Consider the following 16,832-nt stretch of genomic DNA (forward strand, 5'->3'; position numbering starts at 1 on the left):
ATGCGAATACCAGAAAGTCCAGATAGGGATAAATCATGATTTCGATGCGCTCGCAACCGATTGCCGATTTCGGCGCGACGCGCCTTGGCCGTCGCGGCGCAATCGGCATGGGATCCGCTCGATCGCGTGACCGGTCTGCCTTCTCGCTAATCTGGTATCCGAACCGATTTTCCACGCGTAAAAAAGCACCGGTTTGCATGGCAAAGCGGCGCCGGTTTCCGTCGTGGTTGTCAGCCCCTGCGAGCCCCGACCGCATTCCATCGGCGGATCGCGCGCGCGTCGTGATCGAACCCGAGCACGCTCACCGAAGCCGTTTCCAGGTAAAGATGCTCGCCGAGTTCCGCCGCGCCGGAAGCCCAGCAGCCGCCCAGCGCGCGTAAAAAATGCGCATGCGAGAACAAAGCGATACGGCCGCGCATGGCGAGCAGCGCCTCGATCACGCTTTGCACGCGCTGCTGGACCCGCGCGAGGTCCTCGCCCTGCGGGATCGGCGAACGCCAGACGCTCCAGTCCGGGTCGGTCTTCTGGATGTCGGCCGTGGTGCGGCCTTCGTAAATGCCGTAATCCCACTCGTGCAGATCGGCCGTGATCGTCATGCGGTCGCCGAGTCCCGCAAGCTGGCAGGTTTCGAGCGCGCGCGACATCGGGCTGCACAACACGGCGTCGAACGTCTGCTCCGCGAGTACGGGCACGAGCGCGCGCGCCTGCTCGCGGCCATGGTCCGTGAGCGCGATGTCGGTGCGGCCCGTGTGCTGACCGGAAAGGCTCCACGCCGTTTCGCCGTGACGGATCAGCCAGATTTCGCGCACGCCGGCGGTTGCCTGGGAAGAAGCCATGAATACACACTCCGCATGAAGAAAATGCCACGTTCCGCGTGGTAATGACGCTCGAAAGCGCCTCTCGAGGCCGCGGGATGCGGGCAGCATACCCGGTTTGCCTTCAATCGACCTTGCAGCCAGCCGCCAGGCTCGAAGTCACGGCGCCACGTTCACCCGCAGCGGTAATTCGCGCACAAACGGAACGGCGCCGCCGCCCTTGCGAGGCGGCGGCGCCGCGTGTCATCGAATCAAGCCAGAGCCGAACGACTCAGGCTTAGTGATGGCGCTTGATCGAGTCCTTGGCGGCTTCCTTCATGTCGCCGACGTTCTTGCGTGCCTGGCCGGCTTCCTGCTGGAGATCGCCCTTCAGTTCGCGCGCGGGGTTATCGGTGGCGCGGCCCACGGCCTCGTTGACCTTGCCCTTCATCTTCTCGGCCGTACCCTTCACTTGGTCCTTGTTCATGATCGCACTCCAGGTAAAAAGCGACGGTGTGTCGCGACGCCTCTCCTACCGCATGCAGTGTGCCCGCCCCCCGTCGCGCGCAGAAAATGCCTGGAATCGGGGCTCAATCGTGCGCCATGGCGCGGTCGATCGAGATCTGCGTGGGCATCATGTTGACGTTCGCGTTGTGCATGACCCAGAGCGACAAGCCGACGATCACCGCGATCAGGAACGCCGTGCAGACGAAGATCGCCGTATTCGACCGCTGCTCGCGCGCCGCGCCGATATGCAGGAAGTAGAACAGCTGCACCACGAGTTGCGCGATACACAGCACGACGATGAGCGCGAGCGCCACGCCGGGCGCCACGAGGTGCGCCATCACGACGCCGAACGAAGCGAGCGTCAACACGAGCGACAGCACCGTGCCGATCATGTAGCCCTTGAAGCTGCCGTGCGAGGCGTCGTGATCGACCGCATGGGAAACGTGGGATTGGCTCACAGCACACCTCGCAGATAAACAAACGTAAACACACAGATCCACACGAGATCGAGGAAGTGCCAGAAGAGGCTGAGGCAAGCGAGGCGGCGGCGCACCATGCCAGTCAAACCGAACTTCGCGGTCTGATGCATCATGATCGCGATCCACAGCAGCCCCGCCGTCACATGCAAGCCGTGCGTGCCGACCAGCGTGAAATACGCCGAGAGATACGCGCTCGTGCCGGGGCCCGCGCCGTCGGCCACGAGCTTCGCGAACTCGTTGATTTCCATGCCGACGAAACCCGCGCCGAACGCGAACGTGATCGCGAGCCACGTGACGACCTGCGCGCGGCGATTCGCGTGCAGGTTCAGCATCGCCATGCCGAAGGTGACGCTGCTCGCAAGCAGCAACAGCGTTTCGCCGAGCACATAGGGCAACTCGAACAGCTGCTTCGCGCCGGGACCGCCCGCCGTCGCGTTCGCGAGCACGCCGAAGGTGGCGAACAGCGTGGCGAAGATCAGGCAGTCGCTCATCAGGTAGATCCAGAAGCCGAGCGTCGTCTTCGTGGAATCGTCGTGCGCGTGGTCGTGACCGTGCGCGTCGTGAGCGTGTGAGTGCGAGTGGTTAATAACGTGAGCCATGATCAAGCCATCTCCCCGACAGCCTCGGGTTGTGCGGGACGGTCCTTGCGCCGGATGCCCATTTGCTGGAAGCGCGCGTTCTCGATGCGTTCGACTTCGGCGGCCGGCACCCAGTAGTCGGTATCCGTGTCGTAGGTGCGCGCGATGAACGTGCCGATCATGCCGACCAGGCCCACCGCCGCGAACAGCCACATGTGCCACACGATCGCGAAGCCGAACACCAGGCTGAACGCGGCGATGATGAAGCCCGCGCCCGTGTTGCGCGGCATATGGATGTCTTCGTAGCGCGGCGGCTGCACGTAGGCGCGACCCGCTTCCTTGTCGTCCCAGTGCTGCTCCATCGACGTGATGACGGGCAGATGCGCGAAGTTGTAGAACGGCGCGGGCGACGACGTCGACCATTCGAGGCTGCGTGCGCCCCACGGGTCGCCCGTGAGGTCGCGGTTGGCGTCGCGGTCGCGAATGCTCACGACGATCTGCACGATGAACGCGAGAATGCCGAGCGCGACGAACACGGCGCCGACCAGCGCGACCACGAGCCACGGATGCCACTCGGGCACGTCGTAGTGATTCATGCGGCGCGTCATGCCCTCGAAGCCGAGGATGTAGAGCGGCGTGAACGCGAGCCAGTAACCGATCAGCCAGCACCAGAACGAGACCTTGCCCCAGAACTCGTTGAGCGTGAAGCCGAACGCCTTCGGGAACCAGAAGCTGATGCCCGCGAGACAGCCGAACACCACGCCGCCGATGATCACGTTATGGAAATGCGCGACGAGGAACAGCGAGTTGTGCAGCACGAAGTCGGCGCCCGGCACCGCGAGCAGCACGCCCGTCATGCCGCCCACGGCGAACGTCACCATGAAGCCGATGGTCCAGAGCGTGGCGCTGTGATAGCGGATGCGGCCGCGGTACATCGTGAACAGCCAGTTGAACAGCTTCACGCCGGTCGGAATCGAAATGACCGTGGTCATGATGCCGAAGAACGCGTTGACGTTCGCGCCCGAACCCATCGTGAAGAAGTGATGGAGCCACACGAAGAACGAGAGAATGCCGATCGACGAGGTGGCGTAGACCATCGACTTGTAGCCGAACAGCGGCTTGCCCGAGAACGTCGCGATGATTTCCGAGTACGCGCCGAACGCCGGCAGAATCAGGATGTACACCTCCGGGTGGCCCCAGACCCAGATCAGGTTGATGTACATCATCGCGTTCCCGCCCAACTCGTTCGTGAAGAAGTGCATGTCGAGATAGCGGTCCATCGTGAGCAGCGCGAGCGTGCCGGTCAGCACCGGAAACACCGCGACGATCAGGATGTTGGTGATGAACGCCGTCCACACGAACACGGGCATTTTCATCAGGTCCATGCCCGGCGCGCGCATGCGCAGGATCGTCACGATGAAGTTGATGCCCGAAAGCGTCGTGCCGAGACCGGAGAGTTGCAGCGACCAGATGTAGTAGTCCATCCCCACGGTCGGGCTGTAGCCCAGCTCCGAAAGCGGCGGATACGCCACCCAGCCCGTGGCCGCGAAATCGCCCACGAACATGGAGACCATCACGAGAATCGCGCCCACCACGGAGAGCCAGAAGCTCAGCGAATTGACGAACGGATACGCCACGTCGCGCGCGCCCAGCTGCAGCGGCACGACCACGTTCATCAGCCCGAGAATGAGCGGCGTCGCCACGAAGAAGATCATGATCACGCCGTGCGCCGTGAAGATCTGGTCGTAGTGATGCGGCGGCAGATAACCCGCCGAGTCGCCGTACGCGAGCGCCTGTTGCGCGCGCATCATGATCGCATCGGCGAAACCGCGCAGCAGCATGACGACCGCGAGCACGATATACATGACGCCGATGCGCTTGTGATCCACCGAGGTGAACCATTCGCGCCACAGATAGCCCCACTTGCCCGCGAGCGTGATCGCAACGAGCAACGCGAGCCCGCCGAGCGCGACCACCGCGCCCGTGCCCATGATGATCGGCTCGTGCCAGGGAACGGCATCGAGTGTGAGTTTTCCAAACATGATGTGAGTTACTCCGCTGCCAGGATGGCGGGCGCGTGCGTCCCGCTACGATCGAATGTGAGTGCCGGTTTGGCTGTCGAGGTGGACATCGACGCCATGGGCGCGCCCGTGCCGCAAATCGGATTGCCGTGAACGTCGCGCATGTATTTGCCGACCACGCCTTCGAAGAGGCCCGGCGCGACGTTCGAATAGAGCGCGACCGGCGCCTTCTCGCCCGGCTGCGCGAGCTGCTCGTAGGCGCCGCGGCTCAGCATCGCGGGCGAAGCCTTGGCGCGCGCGATCCACGCGTCGAAGTCGGCGCGGTTGGTCGCGAGCGTGTCGAAATGCATGTCGGAGAAACCGGGGCCGCTGAACGCCGCCGAGCGGCCCGCGTACACGCCGGGTTGGTTCGCGATCAGATGCAGCTTCGTCTGCATGCCCGACATCGCGTAGACCTGCGTGCCCAGTTGCGGAATGAAGAACGAGTTCATCAGCGACTCGGCGGTGAGGTTGAACTCCACCGGCGTATCCACAGGAATCGCGAGCTGGTTCACCGAGGCCACGCCGTAGTCCGGGTAGATGAACAGCCATTTCCAGTTGAGCGCGACCACGTCCACGCGCACGGGTTTCGTCGACGATTCGATCGGGCGGTAGGGGTCGAGCGTGTGCGTCGTGTTCCAGATCAGCACGGCGAGCGTGACGACGATCACGCAGGGGATCGACCAGACCACCACTTCGATGGCCGTCGAATGCGACCAGCGCGGCGCGTAGGTCGCGCTCGTGTTCGACGCGCGGTAGCGCCACGCGAAGAACAGCGTGAGCGCGATCACGGGAATCACGACGAGCAGCATCAGGCCGAGCGCGATCAGGATGAGCTGCTTTTCCTGCGAGCCGATGTCGCCTTTCGGGTCGAGCAGCGCCATGTGCGTGAGGTCGCAGCCGCCGAGCAGCGCGAATGCGGCCACGGCGGCCGCGCCTTGCGCGGTTCGGCCCGCGAGACGGCGCAGCCAGGATTCGGGTGGACCGCCTTGAGCGGCAAGGGCAACGTGTGGGGTGGAGGGATCGGGATAGCGCATGTCGGGTTCCGAGGTTGACGATCGCGCAAACCCATCCCTACGTGCATTCGGTGCAGACCATACATAACCCATATGTATGGATTTACGCGTTTCATGCACGCATGCTAGAGTAAGACATCATGCATACATCCGCGACACAATGACACACGATAACCGCGCCGAAAGCCCCACCGATTCCGCGCAACCGGCCGCCGTTTGGGCCTCGGCCATGTCTGGGGGCAGCGGGCCGCGCTATCTGCGACTGGTCGATTTTATCGAGACGGCGGTAGCGCGCGGCACGCTCGCGCCCGGCGACCGCGTACCCGCGCAGCGCGCGCTCGCCACGCTGCTCGACGTCGATCTCACCACCGTCACGCGCGGCTTCAACGAGGCGCGGCGGCGCGGTCTGATCGAGGCGCGCGGGCCGCTCGGCACCTTTATCGCCGCGCCGCGCGCCGAGCTGTTGCAGCGCGTGGACCTGAGCATGAACATTCCGCCGCCGCCCGTCGGGCTGGTCATGGACGCGCTGCTGCGCGAAGGCATGTCGCGCGTGCTGGTGCGCAGCGACGCCGACCTGCTGATGACCTATCACGTGGGCGGCGGCGGCCGCGCCGACTGCGCGGCGGGCGCGAAATGGCTTCAGCCCATGCTGGGCGCGGTCGCGGCGGAACGCGTGGTGGTGTGCCCGGGCGCGCAGGCGGCGCTGGCCGCGTTGATCCTCGCGTTCACGCAACCCGGCGAGGCGATCCTCGCCGAACCGCTGATCTACCCCGGCTTGCCGCACGCGGCCGCGCAACTCGGCCGCCGCGTGGAAGCCGTGGCCGTGGACGCCGAGGGCATGCGCCCGGATGCGCTCGAAGCCGCCTGCCGCGCGTCCGCGGAAAGTGGCGCGCACGGCGCGCGTCTCGTCTACCTCAATCCGACGCTGCAAAACCCCACCACGGCCACGATGCCCGAGTCGCGCCGGCTGGAGATCTTGCGCGTGGCCGAACGCTATGGCGCGCGCATCGTCGAGGACGATCCGTACTGGCGTTTCGCGCCGGCTGGCGCGCCCGCGCCACTCGCGCGGCTCGCGCCGCAACGGGTCTGCTACCTCGCCACGCTCTCCAAGACGCTCTCGCCCGGCCTGCGCACGGCCTACCTCGCCCTCCCCGACGCCCACGCGCACACGCGCCTGCTGGCCGCGCTGCGCGCGTTTTCGCTGATGGCCGCGCCGCTCACCAACGCGCTCGCCACGCACTGGATTGAGGACGGCGTGGCCGAATCGATCTTCGCGGGGGTGAAGACCGAAGCGCGCGAGCGCCAGCGCATCGCGGCGCAAACGCTGGGCGTGCCGGCCGGCGCGGGCATCCATCTCTGGTACACGCTGCCGCGCTACTGGCACGCGCGCGAACTGGCCGCGGCCGCGAGCACGGAAGGCCTCGCCGTCGCGCCCTCCACGGCGTTCGAATACGGCGCGCCCAGCGCCGACGCCATCCGCATCTCACTCGGCGCAACCGGCGACCAGGCGCAGTTGCAGGCGGCGCTGCGGCGGCTTTCGGCCTTGCTCGCCAACGATCGCTCGTCACAGGCCGCGGTTATCGTTTGAACGGATCGTCGAGCCGGCGAACCCTGCTTGCGACAGCGGGCATCGTGCTTGCTACGCAAAAAGGTTGCGCTTCACGGGCGCTGCGCGGCCGTTCCCACATACTGCCGCGCCGCGCCGCAAGTACACTCGTCGGAATGACGACACCGGATTCGAGTAACCGCGTCCCAACGGGCGCTCCAGATGCGGGAGATATGAGCATGGCAAACGACAAGATGCTTGCGCAGATGCGCGACAAACCGGGCTTCATCGCCGCGCTCGACCAGAGCGGCGGTTCCACGCCCGGCGCGCTGCGCCAGTACGGCATCGCCGAAAGCGATTACAACGGCGACGCCGAAATGTTCCGCCTGATCCACGAAATGCGCGTGCGCATCATCAGCGCGCCGGCCTTCACGGGCGAAAAGGTGATCGGCGCGATCCTGTTCGAAGCGACGATGGACGGCGAGGCGCAAGGCAAGCCCGTGCCCGCGTTCCTCTGGGAAGACCGCGGCGTGGTGCCGTTCCTCAAGGTCGACAAGGGTCTCGAAGACGAAGCCGACGGCGTGCGTCTGATGAAGCCCATGCCCACGCTCGACACGCTGCTCGAGCGCGCCGTGAAGGCGGGCATTTTCGGCACCAAGATGCGTTCGACGATCGAGCATGCGTCGTCGTCGGGTATTGCGTCGATCGCGGCGCAGCAGTTCGCCATCGGCGCGCAGATCGCCGGGCACGGTCTCGTGCCGATCCTCGAACCCGAAGTGTCGATCAAGGCCGCCGACAAGGCGAAGGCCGAATCGATCCTGCGCGACGAACTGATGAAGGGCCTCGACGCACTGCCCGCTTCGCATAACGTGATGATCAAGCTCACGATCCCCGACACGCCCGACTTCTACAAGCCGCTCATCGATCACCCGCGCGTGGTGCGCGTGGTCGCGCTCTCGGGCGGCTACACGCGCAGCGACGCGTGCGCGCGTCTCGCGAAGAATCACGGCATGATCGCCAGCTTCTCGCGCGCGCTCATCAACGACCTCACGAAGTCGATGAGCGACGATGAGTTCAACACCACGCTGGCCGCGAGCATCGACGAAATCTGGAAGGCATCAGTGCAGAAGAGCTGATGCATCGCGCATCGCCACGCTGCACGTCTTCACGCCACGTCTGAAGCCGGTCGGCGCCCGAGCGGCGCTGCCTCACCGGCCTTGACCTGCGAACGGCCGAGAACCGGCCTCCCGCCTGGGAGGCCGGTTATACTTGCGCCTTCCACTTCCTCCCCTATTCGACCGGCCATGCGGCAGCTTCTCTGCGTGCTCGCCTTGTTGCCGGGCCTCGCGCAAATCGCATTCGCGCAGGCTTCGCAGACCAGCGCGAGCGACATCTCCGGCGCTTCGGCCGCCGCTTCGCTTTCTGCTTCCGCTGCTGCGGTGCCGCCTGCCGGCGCCTCGACCAATGCCTCGGTAAGCGCGCTGATCCAGAAGAAGTTCGGCGTGGCGAAGGAGAAGGCCGCGCGCATTTCGCAGGCCGTGACGACCGCCGCCGAAAAATACTCGCTGCCGCCCGCCGTGCTGCTCGCCATCATTTCGATCGAGTCGCGCTTTCGCGAGAAGGCGCGCGGCGCGAACGGCGCGACCGGGCTGATGCAGGTCGTGCCCTCGGCGCACCGCAATCTGCTGCGCAACGGCAAGGACCTCACGGACCCCGAGTTCAACATCGAAGTGGGCTCGTCGATTCTCTACGGTTATCAGCGCGCGGCTGGCGGCAACCTCGACGCGGCGATGAAAAACTACGGCGGCTCGAAAGCGTACGCGGAAAAAATCCGCCTGCGCGCGACGGAATTCAGCCGCGTGCTCGATCCGTCCGCGCCCGCCGCTCGCAGCGACGACGACGCGCAGGCAAGCGGTATCGTCGGCATGAGTCCGGCGGCCTCGGCGGCAATGGCGTTCAGCGCGGCGGCAACGGCCGCGCAAGCGCAGAACGCGGCGGCTGCGGGCGCGCGCTAGAGACTCGCTGGGTGAATTGCACAACGTGTTGATGCGGATGTCGCGAAGGGTGCGGCGTGCGGGAACGCTCATGCGCGTACGGTGCGAGTGGCTCACCAAAGGAGCGCGCGGGCTTCGAAGCGGCGGTGCGAAAACGAAAACGCAATAAAAAAAGCGGCGCAGCGTGTAGACGCTGGCGCCGCTTTTTTGTCGATTGTGCCGACAATGCCGGCTGGGCGGCTTAAGCGCCCGTAGCGGGGGCTTCGCCGTTTTCGGAAGAGGCTTCGGCGGGCGTGGCTTCCGCGCTTTGGGCCGGCGCTTCGGCTTGCGGCGCAGCCGCTTCGGCTTCTGCGCTTGCTGCTTCTGCGCTTGGCGCTTCGGCGTTTGCGGCTTCAACGTGCGCGGCTTCCGCGCTTGCCGCTTCGACCTTCGTGGCTTCGGCGGTCGCTTCCGCGTTTGCCGCTTCGGCTTGCGTGGCCGGTTGAACCTCGGCTTGCGGCGCGGCGGCCTCGGCTGCCTTCGCTTCGCGCGGCTTCGCCTGCGCTTCCGACTTCGCCTTCTGACGCGCCAGCGCGGCATTCGCGCGGCCGACGTGCGACGGCTCGATGCCCGGACCTTCCGAGGCGTTGCCGTCCAGTTCGTAACGCGCGCCGCCCGCGGCGACACGCTCGTGATAACGCGGATGATTCACGTGACGCTTGAGCACCGCGACGATCAGCGTGCGCTCGTATTCCGGATGCCGCGCAACGAGATCTTCGGCCACGCCGATCTTCAGCGGCAGGCGGTCGCGAAACGCCGGGTAGTGCTTCGCAAAAATGTTCCACACCGTGTTCAACTGGCGATTGCGCTCCATGCGCGCCTTTTCGGCTTCGCTCAGATTCTCCATGGCCGGCTGCTGACGCGGCGGGCGCTGACGATGCTGCCCTTGCCCCTGACGCGGCTGGCCCTGACCTTGACCGTGGCGCGGCTGACCGTGCTCGCCCGGCTTCTGGCCGCGCGCATCGCGCGGAGGACGCGCACGCTGTTCGCCGCGCGCCGCCTCGCCGGACTGACCCGGCTGCTGCGCTTTCTCGCCGCGATTGCCCTGCGGACGGCCGCCCGGACGCGCACGGCCACGGCTTTCGCCCGCACCCGCGCCTTCACGCGGCGCGCGCGGGCCCTTCGGCGCCGGCGAACCGCTGTGGCCCTTTGCGTCTTTCCCGCCCTTTTGCGCAGGTTTGCCCTGCGTCTTTTGCGCCTGCTCTTCGGGCGCCTGGCCGGAGCCCCCGCCCATGGTCTTCTTGATCTCAAGAAGGCCTTCCTTGAAGCTCAGGGTACGGCGTTGTTGCGATGCGGCTTTCACGTCCAGCTCTCTTCCATATGGGATGGGACGCTATGATACCGAATCGCGGCGATTCCAACCGGCAAACTCCTGTTTCGCAGTGCGTTTTTACGCGCTTTTACGCGTATTGACGCTTATAAAACACACTTCGCCGCCACTGCGCACCGTCTTGCAGCGCTCGGGCACCATTCGAGCGCCACGAACGCGCTGTTCGCCCATTCAGCGCACGGCGCCGCCGATTGCCGTATCCGCCGACTTCGCGGCCACGTTTCCGGCCACCTTCGCGGCCTGCTCGCGGCGCGCGCCGCAGCACCGCTTTCTCACCTCCACGCCATCATGACCTCTTCCGCTTCCCCTTCCCGCTCCGCCGTTCGCGCCATCGTCACCGGTCACACACGCGGACTCGGCGCGGCCATGGCCGAACTGCTGCTCGAACGCCGTATCGACGTGCTCGGCCTCGGCCGCGGCAGCAACACCACGCTCGCCGCGCGAAACGCTACGCAGTACGCCGAAGCGATCGTCGATCTCGCCGATCCCGCCGCGCTCGAACGTTGGCTCGGCAGCGCCAGCTTCGACACGTTCGTCGAAGGCGCCGATTGTGTCGTGCTCATCAACAATGCAGGCAGCGTGGAGCCGATTGCTCCGCTCGGCGCACAAGACGCGAACGCGATTGCGCGTGCCGTCACGCTCAACGTGGCCGCGCCGCTGATGCTCGCGAACGCGCTCGCCGCCACGCGCGCGTTGGGCGCAAACGCCTCGCGCCGCATCGTGCATATTTCGAGCGGCGCCGCGCGCAACGCGTATGCGGGCTGGAGCGTCTACTGCGCGACCAAAGCGGCGCTCGACCATCATGCCCGCGCCGTCGCGCTCGATGCCCCCGCGGGCGTGCGCATCTGCAGTCTCGCGCCCGGCGTGATCGACACGGGCATGCAGGCAACGATCCGTTCGACGAGCACGGACCATTTCCCGCTGCGCGAGCGTTTCGAACAACTGAAGGAAAACGGCCAGCTGACTTCGCCCGAAGCGGCGGCGCGGCAAGTGGTGGATTACGCGTTGAGCGACGCGTTCGGCGCAACGCCCGTTGCGGACGTGCGCGAACTCGCCTGATCGAACGCAAACCGCCTGCGTCGCGCAGCTCCCGCAAAGCCTCACCTTTGCACGCGCGACGCACGCCGGGTCACGACGCTAACGCGTTGATTCATCCGCGTTTCAGGCCACGTTGTGTGGCCCCAGGCACTCGCGTTCCCGCAAACGCTCACCTCTGGAAAATCAGGTGAGCGCCACCCGCGGCCGCACGGCCTTCCATCGGCGCATGCCGCCCGCGAGCGCGAGCAATGCCGCGATCGCGAGCGCATCGCCGGCGAGCCGCGCAGGCAGCCAGTCGTTGATATGCGCCGCGCGCAACATCGTATCGACGAGATTCGACACCACCGCGCCGCCCACGAAGCAGGCCAATCCCTGCTGACCCACGTTGACGATAGCGGGCAACCGCTGCGCAAGTTGCGCGATCCAGCCTTTGCGCACGGCCTGCGCGGCCAGCCACGCCACGGCCGCGAAACTCACGATGCGCACGCTCGCGAGGTTCTGCTTCATATATCCGGGCTGCGGCTCGAGATCGATGAAGAGGCGCATGACCGCGAACGTCACGAACACCGCGAGCGCGAGCACGGTCAGCACGCGGCCCGGCGTCGAGGTCTGAAACGCGTGTGTGACGGGATAAAGGCGGCACAGCAACCCGATCATGAACATGGCCTGCCACGCGAACGGGTTGAAGGGCCAAATGGAGCCCGGCGCCGTGGGCAGCGCGTTCGCGAGCCAGCACCCTGCCAGCCACATGCCGAAGCTGCCGAACAGCACGAGATCGGGCGAGCGGCGTGCCAGCGGCATCACCACGGGCAACGCCAGCACGAGCACGATGTACATCGGCAGCACGCCCGCGAGATACGGCTGATCGCGAAAGATCGCGACGTTCGCGAGCGTTGTGAAAGGATGCGCGGCAAAGCGCAGAAAGCCCGACTCGCCAACCAGCGGCGAATCCACACGCAGCAACACGGCGGCCGCGCCCGAGAGCAGCATCAGCGCGGCGGTACAGAGATAGGCGGCGTAGATTTCGCGGCCGCGCCGCAGGAAACGGCGATTGGCCGCGCCCTCGCCTTTGCGCGCGGCCAGCGCGAGCCAGCTCGCGGCGCAGACATAGCCGCTCACGAACACGAACACTTCCGCCGAATCGCAATACGCGAACGTATGCAGCATGGCGTGAGAAAGCACGCTCGACGGAATGTGATCGAGCGAAATGGACAACAGCGCAAAACCCCGGAAAAAGTCGATTTCGATCGACCGTTTTGCCGTTTCGTTCATCTATGACAACTCCCGTCATGCCGACCATTACGATTGAAGGGAACGGCGCCGCGTATCGAACGATCGCTCAGGATGGCGGATCGCTCCAGTCGATTCGCGCGCTGCAGCGGCGAGTCGACTTTCGCGGCGGCCCGTTTGCCGCGTGAAAGGAATGGATAAAGCAGCGAGAAGTGTCGAGTGATTTTTTTGGCTTGTTCATTCACTCTACTATTTGCGCGCGTTAAATGGCGGCTCCGTAACGCCACGTAGCATTTTCGCGCGCTGTCCTTACGGGTACGTTCCAGACGTTACCAATCCTCCAGACCCGCCAATCCGGGCGATGCATCCACACGCGAATCCGGAAGCCGCTTCCATGCCGTACCAGGGCGAACCCGCTACGCCCGCGATTTACTTGACACCTAAAGTAAATCGGCATACATTGCCCTTGCAGACTGATCAAGGGAGCGAGCATGCGTATTGTTTGCATCGGTGGTGGGCCGGCCGGCCTGTACTTCGGCCTGTTGATGAAGCGCCGTCATCCGGACTACGAAGTCACGGTAATCGAACGGAACCGTCCTTACGACACGTTCGGTTGGGGCGTGGTGTTCTCGGATCAAACGCTCGGCAATCTGCGCGCGGCCGATCCCGAAAGCGCGAGCGAAATTCTCGACGCGTTCAATCACTGGGACGACATCGAAATTCATTTCCGCGAGCGTTCCATCCGCTCGTCGGGTCACGGTTTTTGCGGCATCGGCCGCAAGCGTCTGCTGAACATCCTGCAGGCGCGCTGCGAACAACTGGGCGTGAAGCTCGTATTCGAATCGCAGATCACCGACGACGACATCCAGAACGCCGACCTCATCGTCGCGTGCGACGGCCTCAACAGCGCCACGCGCCAGAAATACGCGGCCACGTATCAGCCCGACATCGACATGCGCGATTGCCGCTTCGTGTGGCTCGGCACCTCGAAACTCTTCGACGCCTTCACGTTCGCGTTCGAACAGACCGAATGGGGCTGGTTCCAGGCGCACGCGTATCGCTTCGACGACAACACGTCCACGTTCATCGTCGAAACGCCGGATCACGTATGGCGTGCCGCCGGCCTCGACACCATGAGCAAGGAAGACAGCATCGCGTTCTGCGAGAAGCTGTTCGCGCGCTACCTCGACGGCAACGCACTGCGCTCGAACGCGGAGCATCTGCGCGGCTCCGCGCAATGGATCCGCTTCCCGCGCGTGGTGAATCGCGAGTGGGTGCACTGGAAAACGGCGGCGGACGGCAAGCAGACGCCGGTCGTGCTGATGGGCGACGCGGCGCACACGGCGCACTTCTCGATCGGCTCGGGCACCAAGCTCGCGCTCGAAGACGCCATCGAGCTGGCCAACAGCATGGACACGCATCCCACCGATCTGCGCGCCGCGCTCGAACACTATACGAGCGTGCGCAGCGTGGACGTGCTGCGTATCCAGAATGCCGCGCGCAATTCCACGGAGTGGTTCGAGCACGTCGACCGCTACACCCAATTCGAACCGGAGCAGTTCGCGTATTCGCTGCTCACGCGCTCGCAGCGCATCTCGCACGAAAACCTGCGCGATCGCGATTCGAACTATCTTTCAGGCTTCGAAACGTGGCTCGCGGAACGCGCCGGTGCGGGCACCCGCGCCGTGCCGCCGATGTTCACGCCGTTCAAGCTGCGCGGCGTCACGCTCAAGAACCGCGTGGTGGTCTCGCCCATGGCGCAGTATTCCGCGCAGGACGGCGTGGCCGGCGACTATCACCTGATGCACCTCGGTGCGCGCGCCATGGGCGGCGCGGCCATGGTCATGACGGAAATGACCTGCGTCTCGCCCGAAGGCCGTATCACGCCGGGTTGCCCCGGCCTCTATGCGCCCGAACATTTGACGGCGTGGAAGCGCATTGTGGATTTCGTGCATGCGCAGTCCGACGCGAAGATCGGGGTGCAGATCGGCCATTCGGGTGCGAAGGGCTCCACTCGCGTGGCGTGGCAAGGCATCGACAAACCGCTCGACGACGGTAACTGGCCGCTCGTTTCGGCTTCGCCGCAGCAGTATTTGCCGGGCGTGAGCCAGTGGTCTCACGAGGCGAGCGAAGACGAATTGCGCGAGATCGAAGCGCAATTCGTGCGCTCCACGCACATGGCCGTGGAAGCCGGCTTCGACTGGCTCGAACTGCACTGCGCGCACGGCTATCTGTTGTCCAGCTTCCTCTCGCCGCTCACGAACCAGCGTACCGACGAATATGGCGGCTCGCTCGAAAACCGCCTGCGCTATCCGTTGCGGATCTTCAAGGCATTGCGCGCGATCTGGCCGGAAGACAAGCCGATCTCCGTGCGGATTTCGGCGCACGACTGGGTCGAAGGCGGCAACACGCCCGACGACGCCATCGAAATCGCGCGTGCCTTCAAGGCCGCGGGCGCCGACATGATCGACGTCTCGTCGGGTCAGGTGAGCAAGGAAGAACGCCCGGTCTACGGCCGCATGTTCCAGACGCCGTTCGCCGACCGCATCCGCAACGAAGCGGGTATCGCCACCATCGCCGTGGGCGCGATTTCCGAAGCCGACCACGTGAACGGCATCATCGCGGCCGGTCGCGCCGATCTCTGCGCGGTGGCGCGTCCGCATCTGGCCAATCCGTCGTGGACGCTCACGGAAGCCGCGCGCATCGGCTGGCTCGACGTGAAGTGGCCGGTGCAATACACCTCGGCGAAAACGCAGCTCGAGCGCAACATCGAACGCGAACGCGCGGCGGCCGCGGCGGCTGCGGGCCTCTCGCCGCTCGAACGCGCGCAGCGCGCCGAAGGAACGGTGTGAGCATGAGCCTGGGAATCCTGAACGATCGTCATGCGGTGGTCACGGGCGGCGGCAGCGGTATCGGCGCGGCCACGGCCGCCACGCTGCTCGGCGCGGGCGCGCGCGTCACGCTCATGGGCCGCGACGCCACGCGCCTCGAAGCGCAGAAAACGGCGCTGGGCGGCGGCGACAACGTGGCCTGCGTGAGCGTGGACATCGCGAACGAGGAGGCCGTGACTGCGGCCTTCGCGCAAGCGGTGGCCGCGCTCGGCGAGATCGACATTCTCGTGAACAATGCGGGCCAGGCCACGGCCGCGCCGTTCGCGCAAACCGATCTCGCGCTCTGGCAGCGCATGCTCGACGTCAATCTCACGGGCGCGTTCCTCTGCACGCGCGCGGTGCTGCCCGCCATGCTCAAGCGCAAGTCGGGGCGCATCGTCAACGTGGCGAGCACGGCGGGCCAGGTCGGTTATCCGTACGTGGCCGCGTATTGCGCCTCGAAGCACGGCGTGATCGGCATGACGCGCGCGCTCGCGCTCGAAGTGGCCACGCAAGGCGTGACCGTCAACGCGGTTTGCCCCGGCTATACGGAAACGGAATTGCTGCAAGCTTCGCTCGATCAGATCACGCGCAAGACCTCGCGCAGCGAAGCGGAGGCGCGTAGCATTCTCGTGCGCCACAATCCGCAGCAGCGCTTCGTCACGCCCGACGAAGTGGGCGACGCGGTGTTGTGGCTCTGCGGGCCCGGGTCGTCCGCGATCACGGGGCAGTCAATATCCGTTTCCGGTGGAGAAATCACATGACATCGCCTGCCTCGCCGCGCAAGAACGCGGCAGCGAAAACCGCCACGAAAACGGTGCGCAAGGGCGTCGAAAAACCGGCGGGGAATGTCGTCGACATGGAGATGAGCACGGGCGCCGACAGCCACATGGGCTTGCGCCTGTGGCTGCGCCTGCTCACCACGACCAACCTCGTGCAAGCCGAATTGCGCCGCCGCCTGCGTAGCGAATTCGACACCACGCTGCCGCGTTTCGACCTGATGGCGCAGCTCGAACGCCATCCCGAAGGCTTGCGCATGACCGAATTGTCGCGCCGTCTGATGGTCACGGGCGGCAACGTCACGGGCATCACCGATCAGCTGGAAAAAGAAGGCCTCGTGGTGCGCGACGCCGACCCCGACGACCGCCGCTCGATCGCCGTCAAGCTCACGCCCGAAGGCCGCGCGCAGTTCGATCGCATGGCGGTCGCGCACGAGCAGTGGGTGGTGGAAATGCTCGGCGGCCTCTCGCTCGACGAGAAGTCGAAAATGCACGAGCGGCTCGGCAAGCTCAAGCAGCATTTGCGCAGCGGCCTCGAACAAGGCCTGAAATAGCCGCCGATACGGCAGCCT

15 protein-coding genes are annotated in these 16,832 nt (G+C 65.6%); 7 read left to right on the top strand and 8 right to left on the bottom strand.

Annotated features, from left to right (window positions below; genetic code table 11):
- Nucleotides 1-230: 230 nt before the first annotated feature.
- The 6 genes from FAZ98_RS15500 to cyoA all read right to left on the bottom strand — a co-directional run bounded on the left by FAZ98_RS15500 (nt 231) and on the right by cyoA (nt 5,302).
- Entirely contained in the window at nt 231-836 is a 606-nt protein-coding gene (locus tag FAZ98_RS15500) for a histidine phosphatase family protein (RefSeq protein ID WP_158952201.1), read from the bottom strand.
- A gap of 256 nt (nt 837-1,092) precedes the next feature.
- Nucleotides 1,093-1,281: a CsbD family protein gene (locus tag FAZ98_RS15505; RefSeq protein ID WP_158952202.1), complete on the bottom strand. Its 189-nt coding sequence runs from the start codon at nt 1,279-1,281 to the stop codon at nt 1,093-1,095.
- Nucleotides 1,282-1,384: 103 nt separating this feature from the next.
- On the bottom strand, nt 1,385-1,759 hold the full coding sequence (gene cyoD, locus FAZ98_RS15510) for a cytochrome o ubiquinol oxidase subunit IV (protein ID WP_158952203.1): 375 nt from the start codon (nt 1,757-1,759) through the stop codon (nt 1,385-1,387).
- Nucleotides 1,756-2,379 (bottom strand): cytochrome o ubiquinol oxidase subunit III, encoded by a 624-nt coding sequence (cyoC, locus tag FAZ98_RS15515; protein ID WP_158952204.1) that lies wholly within the window; start codon nt 2,377-2,379, stop codon nt 1,756-1,758. Before cyoC ends, cyoD begins: the two co-directional genes overlap by 4 nt.
- A 2-nt stretch (nt 2,380-2,381) precedes the next feature.
- On the bottom strand, nt 2,382-4,400 hold the full coding sequence (gene cyoB, locus FAZ98_RS15520) for a cytochrome o ubiquinol oxidase subunit I (protein WP_158952205.1): 2,019 nt from the start codon (nt 4,398-4,400) through the stop codon (nt 2,382-2,384).
- An 8-nt stretch (nt 4,401-4,408) separates the two neighbouring features.
- Nucleotides 4,409-5,302, bottom strand: coding sequence for a ubiquinol oxidase subunit II (gene cyoA / locus FAZ98_RS15525; RefSeq protein ID WP_233272819.1), 894 nt, complete (start codon nt 5,300-5,302; stop codon nt 4,409-4,411).
- A 361-nt stretch (nt 5,303-5,663) separates the two neighbouring features.
- Here cyoA and FAZ98_RS15530 point away from each other — a divergent pair, with 361 nt between their 5' ends.
- The 3 genes from FAZ98_RS15530 to FAZ98_RS15540 all read left to right on the top strand — a co-directional run bounded on the left by FAZ98_RS15530 (nt 5,664) and on the right by FAZ98_RS15540 (nt 8,995).
- Nucleotides 5,664-7,022, top strand: coding sequence for an aminotransferase-like domain-containing protein (locus FAZ98_RS15530; protein WP_158952207.1), 1,359 nt, complete (start codon nt 5,664-5,666; stop codon nt 7,020-7,022).
- Nucleotides 7,023-7,219: 197 nt separating this feature from the next.
- Complete coding sequence (locus FAZ98_RS15535; protein WP_158952208.1) at nt 7,220-8,116, top strand: fructose bisphosphate aldolase; 897 nt, start codon at nt 7,220-7,222, stop codon at nt 8,114-8,116.
- A gap of 168 nt (nt 8,117-8,284) precedes the next feature.
- Nucleotides 8,285-8,995 (top strand): transglycosylase SLT domain-containing protein, encoded by a 711-nt coding sequence (locus FAZ98_RS15540; RefSeq protein WP_158952209.1) that lies wholly within the window; start codon nt 8,285-8,287, stop codon nt 8,993-8,995.
- 220 nt (nt 8,996-9,215) lie between these two features.
- Here the strand turns inward: FAZ98_RS15540 and FAZ98_RS15545 are convergent, their stop codons facing one another.
- Complete coding sequence (locus tag FAZ98_RS15545; RefSeq protein WP_158952210.1) at nt 9,216-10,316, bottom strand: ProQ/FINO family protein; 1,101 nt, start codon at nt 10,314-10,316, stop codon at nt 9,216-9,218.
- 315 nt (nt 10,317-10,631) lie between these two features.
- On the opposite strand from FAZ98_RS15545, the gene FAZ98_RS15550 reads away from it, so the two are divergent.
- Complete coding sequence (locus tag FAZ98_RS15550) at nt 10,632-11,402, top strand: SDR family oxidoreductase (protein WP_158952211.1); 771 nt, start codon at nt 10,632-10,634, stop codon at nt 11,400-11,402.
- Nucleotides 11,403-11,564: 162 nt separating this feature from the next.
- Here the strand turns inward: FAZ98_RS15550 and FAZ98_RS15555 are convergent, their stop codons facing one another.
- Entirely contained in the window at nt 11,565-12,653 is a 1,089-nt protein-coding gene (locus FAZ98_RS15555) for an OpgC domain-containing protein (protein ID WP_158952212.1), read from the bottom strand.
- 449 nt (nt 12,654-13,102) lie between these two features.
- On the opposite strand from FAZ98_RS15555, the gene FAZ98_RS15560 reads away from it, so the two are divergent.
- The 3 genes from FAZ98_RS15560 to FAZ98_RS15570 are packed head-to-tail and all read left to right on the top strand — an operon-like array spanning nt 13,103 to nt 16,814.
- Entirely contained in the window at nt 13,103-15,463 is a 2,361-nt protein-coding gene (locus tag FAZ98_RS15560; protein ID WP_158952213.1) for a bifunctional salicylyl-CoA 5-hydroxylase/oxidoreductase, read from the top strand.
- Between the two features lie 2 nt (nt 15,464-15,465).
- Nucleotides 15,466-16,245 carry an SDR family NAD(P)-dependent oxidoreductase gene (locus tag FAZ98_RS15565; RefSeq protein WP_158952214.1) on the top strand — a complete coding sequence of 260 codons (780 nt, stop codon included), beginning with the start codon at nt 15,466-15,468 and terminating at the stop codon, nt 16,243-16,245.
- On the top strand, nt 16,242-16,814 hold the full coding sequence (locus tag FAZ98_RS15570) for a MarR family winged helix-turn-helix transcriptional regulator (RefSeq protein ID WP_158952215.1): 573 nt from the start codon (nt 16,242-16,244) through the stop codon (nt 16,812-16,814). Before FAZ98_RS15565 ends, FAZ98_RS15570 begins: the two co-directional genes overlap by 4 nt.
- Nucleotides 16,815-16,832 lie beyond the last annotated feature (18 nt).

It is taken from the genome of Paraburkholderia acidisoli (assembly GCF_009789675.1).
In the GTDB taxonomy this organism is placed as follows: domain Bacteria; phylum Pseudomonadota; class Gammaproteobacteria; order Burkholderiales; family Burkholderiaceae; genus Paraburkholderia; species Paraburkholderia acidisoli.